Source organism: Frankia sp. CcI156 (genome assembly GCF_001983015.1).
GTDB classification, from domain to species: domain Bacteria; phylum Actinomycetota; class Actinomycetes; order Frankiales; family Frankiaceae; genus Frankia; species Frankia casuarinae.
This window is the reverse complement of record NZ_MOMD01000032.1, coordinates 1-17742: the sequence shown is the minus strand read 5'-3', so window position 1 is coordinate 17742 and position 17742 is coordinate 1. Positions and strand designations below refer to the sequence as shown.

Genomic DNA, 17742 nt, shown 5'->3' with positions numbered 1-17742 from the left:
GCTCCTGATCAGGCCAGCAGGAGGAAGGCGTCCCAGCCCGACGTCGGGGCGGCGCCGGTGCCGGCGGTGTGCAGGGCGAGGGCGGCGCCGGCGGCGCCGTCGAGAAGTTCGGGGTCGCGCACGGTTGTGCCCATCTGTGCGATCAGCCTGGCTGACAGGCCGGGGAGTTCGGCGGTGAGCTGGGGATGGTGGGAGTCGGCCGCCATGCGCCAGGCGGACTGGAGTAGCCCGGCGGTGCCGTGACACAGGCCGATCTCGGTGAGCTGGTCGAGTTGCGCCTCATCGCGAAGTGCCGCGAGGAGCGCGTTCTCGGCGGCTTGCTGGCGTGCGGTGTCGCGCAGGGCCATGCCGGCGAGCTGTTGGGCGCGGGCGGTGCCGCTGACGCCGTAACACCAGGAGGGGCGGGGCCGCAGGGTTGCGGCGACCTTGCCTTCACGGACCTGGCGGAGGGTGATGAATCCGGGCCACCAGGGGCCGGTGTCGCCGTGCTGGCACCAGCGGTCGGTCCAGGCGCAGATCCGTGCGATCGCGTCGTCGGCGCCACGGACCGGCAGGCCGCGCAGGTGGGCCAGGGCAAGCAGGGCGAGGACGGCGCTGATGCCGTGCGCGAGGCCGACGTTGCCGTGTCCTTGGGGGAATTCGGGGCTGGGTTCGCCGTTGGGTGCAGAGTCCGTCCACCAGGGTGGGAGGTCGTCTCTTCCGGCCAGTGGTTCGGTCAGTCTGACCAGGTACGACAGCAGTTCGCCGGTGATCGGGTGATCGGGGTGGCGGCGCAGGTGGTAGACGCCGAGTCCGGTCAGGCCCCGGATCAGGTCGAACTCCTTCATCGCGGGCCGCCGGCTCTGTTCGATGCGTGTGWGGGCCGCGGCGAGTCGGGTGCGGGTCATGGCGACGACGGCCTGATCCAGATGGGCGAGGGCACGGTGGTACCGGCCTGATGGTCCGGCTGCGGTGTGCAGGGTGAAGGCCAGGGCCGGAGCGCCCAGGTACAGGCCCGCGTTGGCCGCCGCGGTCAGGGCGTCGGACGCGGCGGCGGACAGCCAGGCGTGCACGGTGCTCCAGTCGCCGTACCCGGAGCGGGCACGTTCGATGTGCAGCAGGGCRATGCCCGCCGCGCCGCCGGCGAGCGACTGCGGCCACGCCCTTCCCCCGGTCGGTCGGTGGGCGGCCCAGGCGGTGTGCGGGTCGGCTAGTGCTTCGGCAACAGTGTTCGCGGCGGCGAGCGCGTCCGGATCGGAGCTGGTCATGATGGGTTCCTCGTGCGCGCGGTCCAGCTCAGTGCGGCGGCGCGAGCCAGGTGCAGGCAGGCGCGTTCCCCGGCCAGGCTGACTCCGGCCATGCGGACATGGTGGAGATGCAGAAGATCAGGCAGCAGGGAGGTGGGGGCCTCCGCGCGGGTTTCCTGGAGGACGTGTCGGTAGGCGGTGAGTGCCTCGCGCCGGTGCGCCCAGCAGGAGAGGACGTGCTCGCCTCCGGGCTGTGCGGCCAGCGCGCGTGGGTCGGCCGGGTTCGCCAGGGCGACGGTCTGCTGGTACAGCGCGCGGGCTGGGGCGGACGGCTCCGTCCGGGTGTGGCTGATGAGCCAGCTCGTCGCCTCGGCGGTGTCGCCGATCAGGCCGGTCACGATGGCGAGCATGCTGGCGGCGGTCAGCGCGCGACGGTCGGGCCCGCTCTTCTCCCTGGAGGCGGCGAGCTGGGCGAGGGCCGCCGCTGAGTCGGCGGCGAAGTACGCCTCCGCGGCGTCCATCGCGGCGGTGCCCCCGAAGCGTGAGGTCTCGGGGAAGTAGGTGTCCCACTGCGCGCGGGAGATCAGGCCGGCGCGGCGGAGCCGCTGGGTCCAGGCACCGATCCGGTCGGCGGTCGGCGCCACACCGTCGGCGGTGACCGCGAGCCGCAGGCGCAGATGGTCGTCGGGGTCGTGGTAGCGCAGGAACCACCAGCGCGCCTCGCCCGCGGCCTGCTGCCCGTTCAGCTCGTGGACGAGGTGCGGCAGATGGCGGGTGAGGATGTCGTCCTGGCAACCGAGGCCGGCGTAGATCTTGACTGAGAACCGTGCGTCGCAGCCCGGAAGATGCCCATGATCGCGGCCAACGACCTGCGCCCGGCTGAACCAGCCCGGTGTCGCCGCCGGCGCGGCGACCGCTGCCAGGGGGACGACGATCTCGTGGGCATGCCCGCTGACCCAGCCGGCCGCGTCGGTGTCGGGGGCGGCGCGCAGCAGCGCGGCGCCGGAGCGGTCGAGGTGGGAGCGCAGCAGTACCCGGTGGGCCGGCTCAGACAGGTCCAGTCCGATGCGCTGGTCACCGTCGCCGAGGTAGACCGCCGAGGGGAGGTTGACCTGCTCCCGCCAGCTGGCCAGGGCACGGTCCCACTCCGTCCAGCCGGCCGCGGAGCCGGGCAGGTCCGCGGTCCCCAGCAGCCAGCGCGCTGGTGAGAGGACTGTTCGTCCATGCCGCAGCGCCGGCAGGAACGGTAGCTGGGCCGCGACCCCCCAGTCGAAGGGGGCGCAGGGAACGCTCAGCGCGGCCGGCGCCTCGGCGAGGAAACGCGCCAGCGGATGCGCGCGTCGCACCGGCTCCACCGCGTTGAGCGCCACCGGTTCCACCAGTTGGCGGCGGGAGAGCGAGAGCAGATAGATCCGGTGCACATCGGCCGTCACCACGATGTCGTCCAGAGGCAGCGAGTCCCCGTCCTCGCTGTCGTCGTACTCGCCGAGGGAGAGCCGGTGCGCCATGATCTGGGGGGCGCGTCCCACCGTGTCGGTGTTCGTGTAGCGAGCGGGCGCGGAGATCTGCACGCTCAGCGCGTCGCGGCTCGCGGTGGGAAGACCCGCGTACAGCGCGCGCATCCGYGCACTGTCCTTCGCGTCGAAGAGGTCGAGGAGTCGTCCGGTCGTGGTGCCGGCTCTGCGTGACACCCCGACGACCRCGAGGGTGAACGCGCCATCGTCGAGCGAGCGGGTGCTCGTGGCGTGGACGCGCAGGGTGAGTTCCGTGGTGGGCTGAACGTGGGCGTCCTGGTCGACGACCGTAAGGTCGCTGATCATCCTGTCGTCGAGGACGATCTCCCGTTCGCGGCGCAGCGCGGCGTTCTGCGCCAACGCCAACAGCTTCGCGTCCCGATCGGTGAACGTCACGCCCGCGGGTGCGGGACTGCCGGCGTAGCCGGCGGGATAACCCAGTCCGATCTCGGGGTCGACCGCGTCGAAAACGGGAACCAGAGCGCACGGCCCGTACCGTTCGAGGAACCGGCCATGCCAGGCGTCCCAGCCGGAGCTGAGCGTCGAGCGCCGCGCCAGGCGCACCAGCACGCCCGCCGCCGCTGCGGCCTCGACCGCGACCGCGCGGGGCACAGCCAGCGCCCAGTCCATCCGCAGATCAACCCGGAGTGCCGGCTCCGCCGAAGGGTGGACCTCAGCCATGTCCTCGCCGAGGCGCTCGCGGCTGCTGCGCGCGACGGTCCAACTCGACGCGCTGTCGTGGCTCCGCAGCCCATCGACAATCCCGTTCAGGCGTTCGGCGACCCAGGCCGCCTCGACGGTGACCGGCCCGCCATTTAGGGTCGTCTGGAGCACACCCACGACATGACGGAGAGGATCGCTCGCCGTCATCGGAGGCCGCAGGTTCGTGAGCAGGAACCGCTGCGCCACCAGATCGGCCAGAAGTCTGTCGACGACGTCGGCAGGGACCGGAGCGAACTCGGACGCGAGCCTGGCCGCGAGGTCGGAGAACCGCACCGAGCGGCGGCCGATACCCATCGCGGCGCGGACCGGTGCGTGCGCCCGCACCTGCACGCGCGTAGGAACACCGTCGGTGCCTCCTGCGGCACGGTGCTCCAGCACCAGATGGCCGTCCCGCTCGAACACGAGGTTGTTCGCCACCACATCCAGCCGCGCTCGGACGACCGGATCGGCTTCCAACCGGTCGACCACCGCGCAGAGCCAGCYAGCCTCGACCCGCGCGACGGCACGGTGCGCCACGCMTGCGCGCACCGAGGCGTGGTCAGCGACACGCACCGGCGCGACCCCCGCGAACAGGYCGAACGGCGTCGCCCGTCCCGACGCGCGAAGCCGGTAACGCATCACCGACAGCACTGCCCGCCGCACCCCGGCCTGGGGCACTTGGCGTCCGTCGCGGATCTCCCGAACGCGGCGAGCGAGCACAGGGCTGGCCTGCTCCAGCGCCATCTCGAAGGCGCGATTCTGCATCACCTCCCGTAACCAGAGGCGCCAGGACTCTGGTGTGGCCGCCGGTCCGACCAGGTCGGGCCATCGCTCGGCCACGTCCACGGGCGGGTTCACCGCGGCACGCACCACCAGGGAGTCGAGATGCTGATACACCAGCCGCTCCGTAGTCGGGCGGCGTCCGTCCGGCCGCCGAGGCCGGCCGTACGGACGCCGCGTTCTCAGGTCGTCGGGGCGCTGGTTACGGGCAGGTGGTCGAGCAGGCCGTCTCGCACGTCGTGCCGCAGCCGTCGTCGGTCATCCGGATGAGCCGGTCAGCGGCCGGTCCGGACTCGACGATCGAGATGTCCAGGTCCCATGTGGTGAAGTCCTCCTCCTGGTCTCGTCCCGCCTGCGGGGGCACGGCCAACACCGGGTCATCGAGCTGGATGGACATGAAGACCTCCTGGGTTGTGATGGTGGTGGTGCATTCCGGCTCCCGAGCATCCGTTCGGGAGCGCGGAAACTCAGGGCCAGCGGACAGCGAYAGCGCCGTGCCGTTTCGGCACCAGCCCCACGGACGGCGCCGGCGTCCCCGCGGCCTTCGGGACGTATCGGATGTGGGCGGCACCGGAACGGCGGTGATCGCTGGCCCACCGGCGGAGCAGTTCCACGTAGTGCTCGGCGACGCGATCGGCGTCGGGACCGTGCGCGACGACGCCGCTCTCGAATCCGCCGGTCTTCTCGTTCGGGCGCTTGGTGCGGTAGGCGAAACTGCCACCGCTGACCAGCGTGGGCACACCTCTGGCGGCCGAGGGCGCGAAGCGGCCGTTCTGGACCTGCGTCTCGTCCACATGCAGGTGCGCGACCTGGGCCAGATTCGTGACGAGGAAGAACTCCAACTCGTCAGGAAGATCGAAGGCCGCTCCGGACCAGCGTTCCAGCCTCGGCGTGGCCAGCGCGTCGCGCAGCCCCTCGACGTCGAACTCCTGGGACGGGTCGTCGACCCGAAGCACGACCTCGTCGGTAATAGGGACGAGCCTTTCGCGGAACGTCCCGATGCCCTGCATCGGGACGAATCCGCACAGGCGATAGCTGCGGCTGACCAGACCGACGTCACCGTCCTCGTCGACCCGGTCGAACGCGATCGACCGGGTCAGCCCTCGTAGCCGGAGCGGCACAACGAGCCTGCCGCCGTTCGTGAGCTGCTCCTGCCAGGCTGGTGGGATGTCCCAGGCCCCTGCGGTCACGATAATCCGGTCGTAGGGTGCTTTTTCGGGTACGCCGGCCTCGGCGTCGGCCGCCACGACTTCAACATTTCGATAGCCGGCCGCGTCCAGACAGGCGCGGGCCCGGCTCACGATCTCCTGGTCGATGTCGACGGACGTCACCGAGCCTCCGTCGCCGACCATCTCCTGGATGAGGGCGGCGTTGTAGCCGCCCGAGCCAACCTCCAGGACACGCATTCCCGGTTCAAGTTCGGCCTGCTCCAACATGACCGCCTGAATGTGCGCGGCGGACAGCGAGCTGAGCGCCGCACCATTCCCATCGCGTTTAATCACAAGTGCTTTGTTTGCGGCGTAGACCGCCTCCAGCGGTTCGTCGGGTGCGAAAAGGTGCCGAGGCACCCTGCCCACAGCCGCAGCCACCTGCCCAGTCTTGATCGCGTCCCCCGTGGTGCGAAGCTCGTCCACCATCGCGGCACGCAACGTGGCCGCACTGTCGGTGGCGCTCGAATCTTGGACTGAAGTCATTTTTCGACACCTTAATGAGACGGGAAATGGCAGTCTAGGTCGCTCCTCTGACCCAGAATATGGAAGTGGCGATGAGCTAGGTGAAGGGAATGCTCCGATGATGTGTCGGCGGCAATGTCGAGTACGGCCGGGTGAGTACGACGCGACTGCGCCCCTGTCCAGCGCCAGCTCTTCCAGACGCCGACTCTCACGAATGGTTCGATCGGGAAGATGTACCGCGCCGGGGAAGATGCGGCTGGCCCCGGCCGMACCGGCGGATCTGGTCGGCCATCCGCTTCGCGGCCACGGCCACGCTGGGTCCGTAGGTAGTGCAGGTGATGTGCTCGAAGCCGGTACCGGCCCCATCGACCCGACGCGGCTCCCCGGTCGGCCAGGGCTGGCCGTCGGCGAACGCCGGTCGCCCCAGCGCTGGGGGGGAACGGCGAGACGCGCGCACGCGGACCGGGCGCGAACGCGACACAAGGACATGATCATCTCGCTTCCCTCGGGTGGTACGGCCCGCRCACCGATCAAGATCGGTGGATGCCGCGTATGGCGCCACACCACGATGGCTGGAGCCCGGGGGGCAAGTCATTCCCACCACGACGAAGCTTCTCTTCGGCTCCCGAGAGACACCTGACCTGCGCAGACAGTGGTGTCAGGGTGCATCTATCCGGCGCGATCATGCCGATTCGTTCGGCAGGCCCGCCGGCCTCGGCCTCGATCACCTGTCTGGGACCACGGCGACCTGAACCTGCTACCGCGTTCCGACGGCGTCTGGTCCGGCTCCACCGACGATGCGGCTCCTTCGCGCGACCCGCGGCGCCTCTCTCCCGGCTGATCCTGAGCGGACGGCTGTCGGTGACAGACGGCTACGGACTCGGCCGGCAGCGGGAGGCTGCGGCCTCCGAAGCTGATCGACTGCCGGTGTCTGCCGCGTCAGGGCAGGCACGCGCTGCCCTCGGCTGCGGCGGCTGGGTGTGCGCTTGCGCCTTGGTCTGGCGACATGTGCCGGGCGGCTACGGCGTTGGGCCAGGGGCTCCGCCGACCCGCGTCCGGACTGGCGGCAGGTCGCCTCTCCTTCGCAGTGTCCGCGACATCGACGATCACACGGAAGCGCCGGCCGCACAGGAAAGTCCTTTTGAGACGATTGCGCCATGCGCCTGCTGATCCTGGGAGGAACCTGGTTCGTCGGCCGTGTCCTGGCTGAGGACGCGGTGGGCCGTGGCTGGGCGGTCACGACGTTCAACCGGGGTAGGTCCGGACCGGATGTCGCAGGGGTCCACCCGTTGCGCGGCGACCGAACCGACGTCCAGGATCTTGAACGCCTCGCGGCGGCGGGGCCGTGGGATGCCGTGGTGGACGTCGGCGGAGCGGAGCCCCGCTCGGTCGGCCTGGCCGCTCAGGTTCTGGGCGCGCAGGCCGGTCGGTACGTGTTCGTGTCGACCGTCTCGGTGTATCGCGACTGGCCCGCGTCCCCGGTCGACGAATCCTCACCTCTACATCCGGGAAACCCCGATCTTGTGGTGGAAGATCCTCGCTGGGACGCGGTGCGGTACGGCCSCCACAAGGCCGGGTGTGAGGCCGCGGTCCGGCGGAGCGTTTCCCCGGATCGGCTGCTCATGGTGCGGCCGGGGGTGGTTCTCGGCCCGTACGAGTACGTCGGACGGTTGCCGTGGTGGCTTCGGCGGATGGCGCGCGGCGGGCGGGTGCTGGCCCCCGCACCCGCCGACAGGCCGATCCAGCCTGTGGACGTGCGTGACCTCGCGTCGTTCMTGCTCGACCTGATCGGGCGGTCGGCCAGCGGCATCTTCAACGTCGCGGCGCCCACCGGCCACGCGACCTACGGCCGGATGCTGGACGCGTGCGCTGCGGCGACGCGGGACGTCCGAGGCGCAGATGAGATCGAGGTTGTCTGGGCGGAACCCGATTGGTTGGTCGAACAGGGGGTGCGTCAGTGGACGGAGATCCCGCTGTGGCGGGTGCAGCCAGGGACATGGCGCCTGGATGCGACCCGCGCGGCGGCGGCGGGCCTGCGTTGCCGGCCGATCGAGAAGACGGTCCTGGCCACGTGGGCGTGGCTGGCGGCCGGTGGCGCTCCGGTCCGGCATGAACGTCAGGACGAGCACGGTTTCGACCCCGACAGAGAGCGCCGCCTCGTCGACCTGTGGGAGTGCCGGTCACAGGCCGCCTCCGGCGAGAAGGGCCTGGTGTGAGGTGCCCGGGGGCAGCATGGCGGTGGCCGACTCGCGCACGAAGTGTTCGATCTGGTCGTCAAGGTCCTCGGCTTCGGCAGATCCGCGGTAACGCGGCTGGCTCAGCGACCGGCGCAGCCGGTGGAGCCGCCCCGTCAGGCGCCCCGTGCGCTGCTCGGACGGCAACGCGAGGACGGGGACGAGGGCATCGTGCGCGCTGTCGAGATCGCCGCCCAGTGTTCGGGCGACGACCAGATCGATCCGGGCGCCGTGCTCACCTGGTGTCCACCGGTCGGCGATCGGTATCGCGGTGAACAAGTCGATCGCCTGGGACGCCGCGTGCGCAGCCTGGTCGAGTTGGCTGAGCGCGAGATGGGTGGCGGCGGCGCTGAGGAGCCGGCGTTCCTCGCCGAACGAGAACTCGCCGCCCACACTGTCGAGAAGGTCGTCTGAGGCGTCCGCCTCGGCGGCGCGCTGGGCGGCGACCAAGGCGGTCATCGCCTCGTCCGCGGCACCGATCATCGCGTAGGAGCGGGCCTGCACGGCGTGCAGGCGAACCGTTCCGGACCCCGCTCTGGCGTGGTCGAGGCCCGTGGCCGTCAGCCGTATCCCTTCTCTGGGCCGGTCCGACCAGAAGGCGATGGTGGCCTGGACAGCGCGGGCCCATGAGCGCAGCCCGTCATCGTCGACGATCTGCCCATACRCCCACGCCGCACGGGCGTTCTCGACTCCCGMGTCAGGGAACCCGAGGTCGARACTGACGATGCCGAGCAGGCCGCAGACCTGCCCGGCGAAGACGTAGAGCTCATTGAGCTGCCGTGGGCGTTTCGTCTGTTCCAGCAGTGCGTACACGGTGTTCCGGGTCTTGGCCAGTTCGGTGAACATCTGGAAGGGCGGGGTGGTGTTGTAGGTGTGCGCGAGCCGGCGCACATCGTCGGCGAGCTGTTCCACCGAACTCTCGTCGAGGCTTCCGGCCGCCGCGAACATCGCATGCTCCCCTGACTCCTTGGCAGCCGACATGACACGCTCCATTTCCACCGGTACGTACGGTATTGATAGGTGCTCGATCCCGTCAGGCCGTACCGTTCTCGCAGGCGGGCCGGAAAGCTTCACGGGGCCACGATGGCTAGGCGTCAGAGGTATTCGAGGGGATATGGGCTGAAACTGGCCGGTCTGGCTGAGGATGAGGTGGTCCGCGGGGGTGAGCTGTTCTCGGTCGTCGAGGTCGACAAGGTTCTGGACGCTGGTGTCGTAGACCTCGGCGAGCAGGGCGAGGAGCTGGGGGGTCGGTCGGCGGCGGTTGTTCGGCAGCGGCCAGTTCTCCAGTTCCGACAGCTTCGGCGCGGTCATGGGTGCGGCGCCGTCCGGGTCGAGGCCGGTGCGGGTGGCATGGGTGTTGATGTGGTTCGCGGCCTGTTGCTGGGTCCAGCCGTGCGCGATCCGGTGGGCCGCGCGGGGGCGCAGCTTGTAGCGGCGGGCGAACTCGATGGCGATCTCGTCGTGCGACATGCCCACGGCGCGCATCCGCGCCCGCAGCTCGTCCTGCTCCACCCGCAGACTGTGCCTACTCACGTCGTATCCCCTCCAGACCACCGCGCCGCCCGGTCCGCCGCCCGCTGCACCGGGCAGTCACGCGACCATAATGATCAGCCTTTCGGTTGTGCATGTCATTCCCCCTGCCACGAACATGTTCTTCGGCTGCTGAGAGGCGGCCTKAGCTGCGGAAATGACGTAAGGCGGTGCGATCTGTTCGGTCCCGGGCGGCGCGTCAGTTCGCGGTGGCAGGCGGCGGATACGGACACGCACGAGCTCGCCATCGCTGGCGCCAGGTCACGGGGTGCGGTTCGCGGTGATGTCGCGGTGTGCGGGACGTTTATCGGGCGGCTCGACGCTCGTGGATGCAACTGCCCGGTCGGTGCTCAGCGCCGCGGTAGCGCACGTGGAAGATCATGGCGGCGATGTCGACCTGGTTGCGGGCCTCCTCGGTGCTCAGACCGAACTGTGCCGCCTGGTCGTAGGCGTCCAGCGCCGAGCACAGGTCGGCCCATTCTGGTGCCGTCGGGGCGGCAGACGGGTCGAAGGTGGTGAGCAGGTCCGCCAGCCGCGCTGGCGGGAGCATCTCGCGCATCCTGGCGAGCAGCACGATCGGGCGGAGTGCGGGTGGGACAGTGCGGGGGCGAGGTGACATGCGGGCCGTTTCGTCATCGCGGGTCTGCGGTCGCGCGGACGCCTCGCCGGAGGAGGCCGAGGGGGCTGATCGCAAGKGGCAATCCGCTGAGATTGGATTCCTGTTGGGTGCAGGTTGAGTGGCGGCRTGCCGCTGTGTCCTGGCTATTGTCTGTCCGGCTGCCGGGAGCGCCGGTGGACCTTCAGGCGCGCGACGGGGGTGTCACGCGCGGTCGTCCGACTCTGGAGAGGGCTGTGTCTGGGCGTTGCGGGCGGCAGCGACCGCGCGGGTGAGGGTCGCGGCGAGGGTGTCGGCTTCGTCGAGGGTGAAGGCTTCGCTGTCGGGGTCCTCTTCTCCGGCGCCGAGGGAGATCATCGGTTGGTAGGTGGTCGTCGCGGTGACGTACTGCTCGATCGAGACCTGGATCGCTGTCTGGTCGCGGACCCCGGGGATGGGTGGCAGGTCGATCACGGTGAACTCGGAGACGTGGTAGTCGCCGGGGCCCGCGGGCATGACGTCGAGGTGGCCGGCGGGCTGCTCGCACCASGAGGGGCAGGAGCTGGTAGCAGGGTCAGGCATGGCGTTCGCCTCTCGGTTCAGGTGGCTGGGACGTGCTGGCCGGAGCCCGTGGGCGTGGGGCGTGCCGGGTGGGTGTCGAGGGTGCGTAGGCCGTCGCGGACCCGGTGCAGCAGGTCGAGGTCGAAGACGTCCGGGGCGGTCGGGGTCGCGGCGTGGGCGGCGAAGCGTTCGCGTCGCGGCAGGCCGTCGGTCGGGGCGGTCGGAATGCGGTGAGGACGAGGGGTGTGGTGGGGTAGAGCGGCCCAAACGACCTTGCCTCGCTCCTGGTGGCTGCCGTCGGGGGTGTGGACCCGGGCCTGGTAGTAGCCGGTGCGCGGGGTCAGAGCGGTGATCAGGTGTAGGCCGCGGCCGTCCTCGGCGTCGGGGCTGGTGGCCCTGCGGGTTGGGTGGCCTGGTCCTCCGTCCCAGACTTCGACGATCACATGGTGGTCGCTGTAGGTCAGGCGCATCGCGATCTGGGACGTCAGGTCATCATCGCCGCGMAGGCTGGAGGCGAGCGCGTTGGTGACCAGTTCCGAGGTCAGCAGGGTGATCGTGTCGATCACATGGTCAAGATCCCACTGGTGGAGTTGCCCGGTGACGTCGCGGCGGGCGGCGCTGGCGGACTGGGGTCTGGTCGGGTAGCTCCAGACGCGGTGCGGGAGCAGGTGAACGGCCGGTTCGGGTGCGCTGGCGGGGGTGGTGGCCACGGCGGTGGTCATGTGGCTCTCCCGGCTGTTCTCGCCGTCGCGTCGAGGGGGCGCGGGCGGGTGGGACGAGATGCGGCCGGCCGCCGCCTGTGGTGGGACGGCCGCGCGACTGGCGCTGGCGGAGGCGGGTGGGGCGTCGTGGACGAGCGTGAGGTTGTTCTCGGCGAGCACCACCACGCGGCACGGCCAGGCGCATCCACACTTCTCGCACACACCGTCGCGTTGGACGTGCCGGTCCAGGAGGCGCACCGCGCTACCGCGCAGCAGCTCGAACGCACGCTCGGGYGGCTGGGCGGTCGCCTTCGGACCGAGAGCGATCAACGGGTCGGTGGATCGGCCGCGAACGRCACGATCCTGACCGGGCGAAGAAGCGGGGGCGGAAACAGGCGGCGCGGGAGGGGCGGACTGTGATCGGCTGCCCGGTGGCCGGCTCAGGCTGATAGCCATGGACGTGCACCTTCGGTCTACGAACGGGTAAGTGATCAGTGGTCAGCGGAGTCGAGCTGCCGTGCCGGTTGGTCGGCCGGGCTGTCGGCGAGGGCAGCGAGGGCGGCGTTCAGCGCCGCACCAGCGCCGCGTCGGCGCAACTCCCGGGTGAGTACGTCAAGAACGGACAGCGCCGCCAGCGGCGGGGCCGGCGGATCGGCCGCCGTCGGGCCGAGCCGGAGGGCGACCGCTGGCAGCGTCAGCGTGGTGATCGCCTGGTCGTAGACGGTGGCCGCCCAGATGGTCAGGACGGCGTGCAGCCAGTCCCGCCACTGGTCGCGGCAGGCGGCCAGCCGGCCGGACAGCCACGCCTCGACGCCTTCGACGAGTTCTGTCCGGACTGGTGTCGGGCAGCCGAGGATCAGCGGGTGCAGATGGCCGAGCAGGGTTCCGGTGTCCACGAGGTCTCCGCCGGGTTCGAGCGCGGGRGACACCAGTGCCGCCCGTGACGATCCGTCGGGATACAGGACGCCGCGTGGGTTGAGGTTCCCGAACGCGATGCCGCCGCGGCTGAGCATTATCGGGTCCAGCTGGGCGGCCAGCCGGCCGAGCCGCGTTGACAGGCTGCCCGCGAGCGCGCGGAGCTCTCCGATCTCGCCTGCTGTCGTGTCGCTAGCGTGGAGGTGGTCCACCGGATGGCTCAACGCTTCGGCGACGACCCGGGGGAGAGCGCGGGTCGTCGCCGCGGTTTCGGACAGTTGCGCGGGTGGATTCCGGTGCAGGTCGCTGAGGTCGTCCATCAGCGCCGTCACGACCCCGGTGAATTCCATCGGCCGGGCCCGGAGCAGGGCGGCCAGCGTGGCGCCGTCCTCCCAGGGGGTGAATATCACCCCCTCCGTACAGGCGATCGGGGGAGCCACCCGCAGGCGGGTGGAGGCCGCCAGCGCCGTGAGCTGCTCGGCTTGGCCGGCGATCGCGGTCGCCGCGTCGGCGCCGGCGTCGGCGAGCACGGTGGCGAGATCACCGTGGTCGCCGCGGACGAGGCGTGACAGCGCCCGGCCTGCCGGGCGGACCGTCGCGCACAGCGCCACCCCGCCGACGCGGACCTGGCGATACACCGCCCCGCCCGCCGTGGTCATCGCCCCGAATGTCACCTCGCTGTGGGGCCACCGCTGGGCGGTCGYGTCGGCGATCCACCCGTCGGTGTGGGACAGCAGATCGCGGACGTCGCCGTCACTCCAGCACGTCGAGCAACCCGAACGCGGACTCACCGGACGCGGCCGACACCGGCGTAGACCGGCAGCCGACCCTCCACCGTCGTCGACCGGCCTCGCTGCCGGTCGTGTTCCCACCCTGGGAGCAGGACCAGTCCGGGGTCGACCAGCGTGCAGTCGTCGAAGAACGACAGCACCTCGGTGCGGTCGCGCAGCTGGAACGGCGCGGTTGTGCGCCGGTACACCTCGGCGGCTTCGGTGACCTGCGGGGACTGGCCGTCGCCGGTGGCGTGGGTCACGACCAGATGACTGCCCGCGGGTAGGGCGTCGCGCAGCTGGGAGACCAGGTGCCGGGGGCCGGTGTCGTCGGGGAAGAAGTGCAGGACCGCGACCAGGAGCAGCGCGACCGGCTGCCCCCGCTCCAGCAGCCGGGACACCTGCGGATGGTCCAGGATCTCGTCCGGCCGGAGCAGATCCGCCTCCACCGCCGTGGCCAGCGGGTTGGGTGCGAGCAGGATCTGGCTGTGTGCGACGGCGCCCGGGTCGCTGTCCACGTAGACGACCTGGGCGTCCGGGGCCAGCTGCTGGGCGACCTCGTGGACGTTGCCCATCGTCGGCATACCCGACCCGATGTCGAGGAAATGCCGGACGCCGACCTCGCCGGCGAGGTAGCGGACCGCCTCGCCCAGGAACAGCCGGTTGACCCGGGCGGTGTCGCGGATCTGCGGCCATGCCTGCTCGACCTGCGCCGCGGCTTCCCGGTCGGCCGGGAAGTTGTGCGCGCCGCCGAGGAAGTAGTCGTAGACCCGTGCGACGTTCGGTCCCTCGGCCCCCACTGYGGTGACGTCATGCGCGTCCGTCACGACTGCCCCCGTGACCAGCGCGCCGTGGTGACGACACGGCTTCTCGGCTGACGCGGCCGGTCCGACCGTGTGACCGGGCCGGGTCTGGTCCCTGTGGGGTGGTCACGATGTGTCGAACAGGCGATCCTCATCATGGGAACGGTCCTCGCTGACGGTAGGCAAAACGGAACCGTTACACCATCGTCCTAGCGGCGTCAGGTGGTCATCCCCCTCACCGCGAAGAAGCCGTTCACCCGTCCCGACCCCACCTGAACTGGGAAAACACCGAGGGCAACGGCCATCTCTTCGCTCGTTGCCAGCCCTTATCTTCCCGGAGTGTGATCGTTTCCCTACGGTGGGGTGTCAGGAGTGAGAAGCTGTTTTAGATCTTGCGTTGGCTACTCTCTGTAGTGACTGGTATGGTCTGGTGGCTGTTCGCGAGCTGGCGGGGAAGGCGCCTCACCATGGTTCGGATCATGGCGAGGCGGATGAATGCCTCGGAGATAGCCGGTCTTCTTTCATAGTCGCGGGCGAGCYGGCGATGGGCGGTGATCCATGAGAAGGTTCGTTCCACTACCCAGCGTTTCGGGAGGGCCTCGAAGCCGCGTTGCCCAGGGTTTTTCCGGACGATGTCGACGCTGGTTCTCATGACCTCACCGGCCCAGTCGACGAAACGCCCGGCGAACCCGCCGTCGGCGAACAGATGACGGCAGTTCCAGTGGTCGAAGTAGTGATCCACCATGATCCGTCTGCCGCCGTCACGGTCCTGGACGCTGGCCGGCAGCACGAGCACGCTCAGCAGCAGCCCGAGCGTGTCCGTGATGAGGAACCGCTTGCGGCCATTGACCTTCTTGCCCGCATCGTAGCCTCGGGTCGCCGCACCGACGGTCTGGGCGCCCTTGACCGACTGCGAGTCGATCACCCCCGCCGTGGGCTGCCGGTCCCTACCCTCGACCKCGCGGGAGATGTCCCGTAGCGCGTCATGAACCCGCGCGATCACGCCCTTGTCATGCCAGCGGGCGAAGAAACCGTAGACCGTCTCCCACGGCGGGAAGTCCCGCGGYAACGACCGCCACGTACATCCCGAGTGCGTCACATACAGAATCGCGTTCACGATCTCCCGGCGGGGATRCGCCTCCTTCCGACCGTCCTTCGACACCGGCGGCAGCAACGGCTCCACCAACGCCCATTCCGCGTCGGACAGATCGGAGGGATACGGGTCAGACCGAGGCATGACCCGACCGTCCGCCATCGATCATCCCAACACGCCAACTCCAGCCAGGCGACCACACTCAGCACACAAGCATCAAGATCCCAAACAGCTACCCAGGACCGCGTCCGTGATCCGGGAGATCGTCTCCTTCGACACCGACGTTCCGTAGATCTCAGCGAAATGTGCGGAAATCTCCCCGGTCGTGAGCCCTTTCGCGTACAGCGACAGCACGATCTCGTCCACACCGGAAAGCCGCCGCTGCCGCTTCTTCACGATCTGCGGGGTGAACGTGCCTTCCCGGTCCCGCGGAACTGAGATCTCAACCTCGCCAACCGCCTCCGAAACGACAGTCTTCGGTCGGCTACCATTCCGAACGTTTACGCTGTCCCGTTCGGGATCGGCACGGTTCTTCTCGTGCCCGAGATGCTCGGTCATCTCTTCCCGCAAAGCCGTTTCCAGCACCGTCTTGGTGAACAGCTTCAACAGGCCGTCCGGCCCGGTCAGCGCCAGCCCACGCGCCTTCGCATCGGCGACCATCGCAGCTGCCGCAGCCTGCTCCGGCGACAGCTGCCGCCCCCGATCACGATCTTCCTTGCTGAGGGTCATATCACCCGATGTCATCACTCACAGTGCCCATCCCGCTGGACCTACGCCCGGCGTGTCGGGCCGGAAACACCGATCTTGAAACAGTCCCGTCCGGCGCGATGTGKGACCATCCGATAAGGAGGCAGCAGCCGATGGCGTCTAAGGCGGCGCGGCCGTAGTGGCCCTCGATGATCGGTTCTGCGGTATTGAGGGCGAGGGTCACGACTGGTTTTATCTTGAGCTTCACTATTGATCAAGGCTGTGACCTGGGTGTTCGCGTCGAGGACGATGTCGTCGACGCGAACACCCGAGATCGTTTCCTGCTGTTCAGCACGGTCCGATCGTTGTGGGAGAGTTTTCTGGGATGTTCCGGCGTGGTCGGCTGTCCGCGTGTCCGGTGGGTGGTTTTCGCTGGTCGCCGAGGGCGTGGGCGAGTTGGCGGCGTAGCCGCTGGTTGTCGTCGGCGAGTTCCCGGTTCCGTTGCAGGGCTGCTTCCAGCCGGGCGAGCAGCGCGGCCTCGGAGGCGCGCTGGCGGGTGGGGACGGGCGGGGATGGTGTCTGCCTGGTGGCGGCGCGGAGGCGTTCGACCTCGGCGCGCAGGTCGGGCTGGGTGTAGAGCCAGGACCGGGAGACGCCGGCTGCGGCTGCCGCGGACCCGAAGGTGACGGGGGCGCCGGCGCGGTCGAGCTCGCGCAGCGCCTGGGTAGCGCGGGCGCGGGCCTGGTCGTGCCGGCGGCGGGCGGCGGCGGTGATGGGGGCGGTGTTGTCAGGACGCATCGGCGACCGTGTCTTTCTGCCTGCTGTCTTCGGTGAGGGCGGTGATGATTTTCTCGAGGTTTCCGGCGACGCGGCGGTTCATCTCGGCCAGGCGCTGCTGGCCGCGGGCTTCGGCGGCGGATATGATGTGCAGGGTCTGCTGGTGCTGCCGGCGGTGTTCGGGTAGGAATTCCGCGGTAGTGAGGAAAGTCGGGCAGGTCAGGCAGGCGTTCGCGTGCGGGYAGTTTTTCTGTACCGGTAGGCCGCAGTAGCCGTTCGGCAGCGCCTGGGTGGCGCGGGAGATCCGCTGTTTCGCCCAGGCCGCCTCGGCCAGGGGCCCGTCCGGGTCGAGTGTCACTTCCTGACCGTGGGCGTTGACTTTGCGGGCTTTTTCCCAGTGGCGGCGCACGGTGGTGTCGTGTAGCCGGGCGTAGTGGGCGGTCATTTCTGGGGAGGTGTGGTCGAGTATTTTCCGGACGACTTCCTGGGGGACGTCTCGGTTTATCAGTCTGGTTCCGAGGGTGTGGCGCCATTGGTGTGGGGTCAGGTGAGCTGGCTGGTTGTGTTCGTCGCGGATGTCGCAGCGGGTCAGCCAGCGGGCGAGTGCGGTGCGGTAGGTGGAGCTGGCGAGTGGTTTCCGGCCGTCCGGGTTGGCTTTCGTCTTGGGAAACAGCGTCGGGGTGGTGTCGGGCCACCGGTCGGTGACGCGGCGCTGCTGCCGGGTGATCTCGGCTTCGAGTTCTTCGTCGATGGGGACCAGCGCCTCCCGTTTCATCTTGTGGTTGAGATAGCGCAGGTAGGGGGCGCCGTCGGTGTCCCGGACGATGCAGTCGACCGGGAGTTGCAGTGCGTCGCCGATGCGTAGGCCAGTGTGGATKAGGATGAGGGTGACGACGCGGCTGGCCGGGTCGTGCCAGCGGGCGAGGTTGTCGGGGTGTTCGACCGTAAGTATTCGGCGATGGCGTGGAGGGGCTGGTTCCGCCGTGTGGCGGTGTCGTGGYTGTGGCGGKARTCGGGCGGAGTGTCCGCGGGATGCTGGTGGGGGGTTGTGGGCTCTTCGTGATACGTCGGGTGTAGTTCCTGATACCGAGGACGCTGGTGATGTGTCCTGGGTGGTGTGTCTGTTCTGTCTGTCACCGATGATGTCACCGAGGTGGCGTACTGGCGTGGGCGTGCCGAGC

At 69.6% G+C, this 17742-nt stretch carries 13 protein-coding genes and 2 pseudogenes; 1 reads left to right on the top strand and 14 read right to left on the bottom strand.

Features of this window, described 5'->3' with window-relative positions:
- Positions 1–8 precede the first annotated feature (8 nt).
- The 4 genes from CcI156_RS13090 to fxlM all read right to left on the bottom strand — a co-directional run bounded on the left by CcI156_RS13090 (position 9) and on the right by fxlM (position 5916).
- Entirely contained in the window at positions 9–1247 is a 1239-nt protein-coding gene (locus CcI156_RS13090) for a lanthionine synthetase C family protein (RefSeq protein ID WP_076805938.1), read from the bottom strand.
- Positions 1244–4339 carry a lantibiotic dehydratase gene (locus CcI156_RS13085; protein ID WP_076805936.1) on the bottom strand — a complete coding sequence of 1032 codons (3096 nt, stop codon included), beginning with the start codon at positions 4337–4339 and terminating at the stop codon, positions 1244–1246. Before CcI156_RS13085 ends, CcI156_RS13090 begins: the two co-directional genes overlap by 4 nt.
- Positions 4340–4424: 85 nt before the next feature.
- Positions 4425–4619 carry an FxLD family lanthipeptide gene (locus CcI156_RS13080; protein ID WP_023841893.1) on the bottom strand — a complete coding sequence of 65 codons (195 nt, stop codon included), beginning with the start codon at positions 4617–4619 and terminating at the stop codon, positions 4425–4427.
- 70 nt (positions 4620–4689) lie between these two features.
- A complete protein-coding gene (gene fxlM, locus CcI156_RS13075) occupies positions 4690–5916 on the bottom strand; it encodes a methyltransferase, FxLD system (protein ID WP_076805933.1) in 1227 nt (408 codons plus the stop codon).
- Between the two features lie 1136 nt (positions 5917–7052).
- On the opposite strand from fxlM, the gene CcI156_RS13065 reads away from it, so the two are divergent.
- A complete protein-coding gene (locus CcI156_RS13065; protein WP_076805928.1) occupies positions 7053–8111 on the top strand; it encodes an NAD-dependent epimerase/dehydratase family protein in 1059 nt (352 codons plus the stop codon).
- On the opposite strand, the gene CcI156_RS26895 is transcribed toward CcI156_RS13065, so the two are convergent.
- The 10 genes and pseudogenes from CcI156_RS26895 to CcI156_RS13005 all read right to left on the bottom strand — a co-directional run.
- Positions 8076–9662 (bottom strand): helix-turn-helix transcriptional regulator, encoded by a 1587-nt coding sequence (locus CcI156_RS26895; protein WP_254847405.1) that lies wholly within the window; start codon positions 9660–9662, stop codon positions 8076–8078. The two genes, CcI156_RS13065 and CcI156_RS26895, sit on opposite strands and share 36 nt — an antisense overlap.
- Positions 9663–9963: 301 nt before the next feature.
- Complete coding sequence (locus tag CcI156_RS13050; protein ID WP_139341497.1) at positions 9964–10278, bottom strand: hypothetical protein; 315 nt, start codon at positions 10276–10278, stop codon at positions 9964–9966.
- A 201-nt stretch (positions 10279–10479) separates the two neighbouring features.
- A complete protein-coding gene (locus CcI156_RS13045; protein WP_023841889.1) occupies positions 10480–10836 on the bottom strand; it encodes a hypothetical protein in 357 nt (118 codons plus the stop codon).
- 17 nt (positions 10837–10853) lie between these two features.
- The gene (locus CcI156_RS13040) at positions 10854–11846 is read right to left on the bottom strand and encodes an ATP-binding protein (protein ID WP_235463223.1); all 993 of its coding nucleotides are present in this window, start codon (positions 11844–11846) and stop codon (positions 10854–10856) included.
- A 161-nt stretch (positions 11847–12007) separates the two neighbouring features.
- On the bottom strand, positions 12008–13090 hold the full coding sequence (locus CcI156_RS13035; protein WP_254847404.1) for a hypothetical protein: 1083 nt from the start codon (positions 13088–13090) through the stop codon (positions 12008–12010).
- A gap of 128 nt (positions 13091–13218) precedes the next feature.
- Positions 13219–14028 carry an SAM-dependent methyltransferase gene (locus CcI156_RS13030; protein ID WP_076805925.1) on the bottom strand — a complete coding sequence of 270 codons (810 nt, stop codon included), beginning with the start codon at positions 14026–14028 and terminating at the stop codon, positions 13219–13221.
- Between the two features lie 361 nt (positions 14029–14389).
- Positions 14390–15306: pseudogene (locus CcI156_RS13025) on the bottom strand (IS5 family transposase).
- A 28-nt stretch (positions 15307–15334) separates the two neighbouring features.
- Positions 15335–15826: pseudogene (locus tag CcI156_RS13020) on the bottom strand (IS256 family transposase); the annotation flags it as partial.
- A gap of 306 nt (positions 15827–16132) precedes the next feature.
- Positions 16133–16582, bottom strand: a complete 450-nt coding sequence (locus CcI156_RS13010) for a DUF6262 family protein (protein ID WP_023841883.1) — start codon at positions 16580–16582, stop codon at positions 16133–16135.
- On the bottom strand, positions 16572–17742 hold a 1171-nt coding region (locus tag CcI156_RS13005; protein WP_217697697.1), incomplete at its 5' end, for a tyrosine-type recombinase/integrase. The genes CcI156_RS13005 and CcI156_RS13010, both read right to left, overlap by 11 nt.

Excerpts from the sequence above, each read along its gene's own strand:
- CcI156_RS13080 (WP_023841893.1), bottom strand. The coding sequence starts at position 4,619 with ATGTCCATCCAGCTCGATGACCCGGTGTTGGCCGTGCCCCCGCAGGCG.
- CcI156_RS13050 (WP_139341497.1), bottom strand. The coding sequence starts at position 10,278 with ATGTCACCTCGCCCCCGCACTGTCCCACCCGCACTCCGCCCGATCGTG.
- CcI156_RS13010 (WP_023841883.1), bottom strand. The coding sequence starts at position 16,582 with ATGCGTCCTGACAACACCGCCCCCATCACCGCCGCCGCCCGCCGCCGG.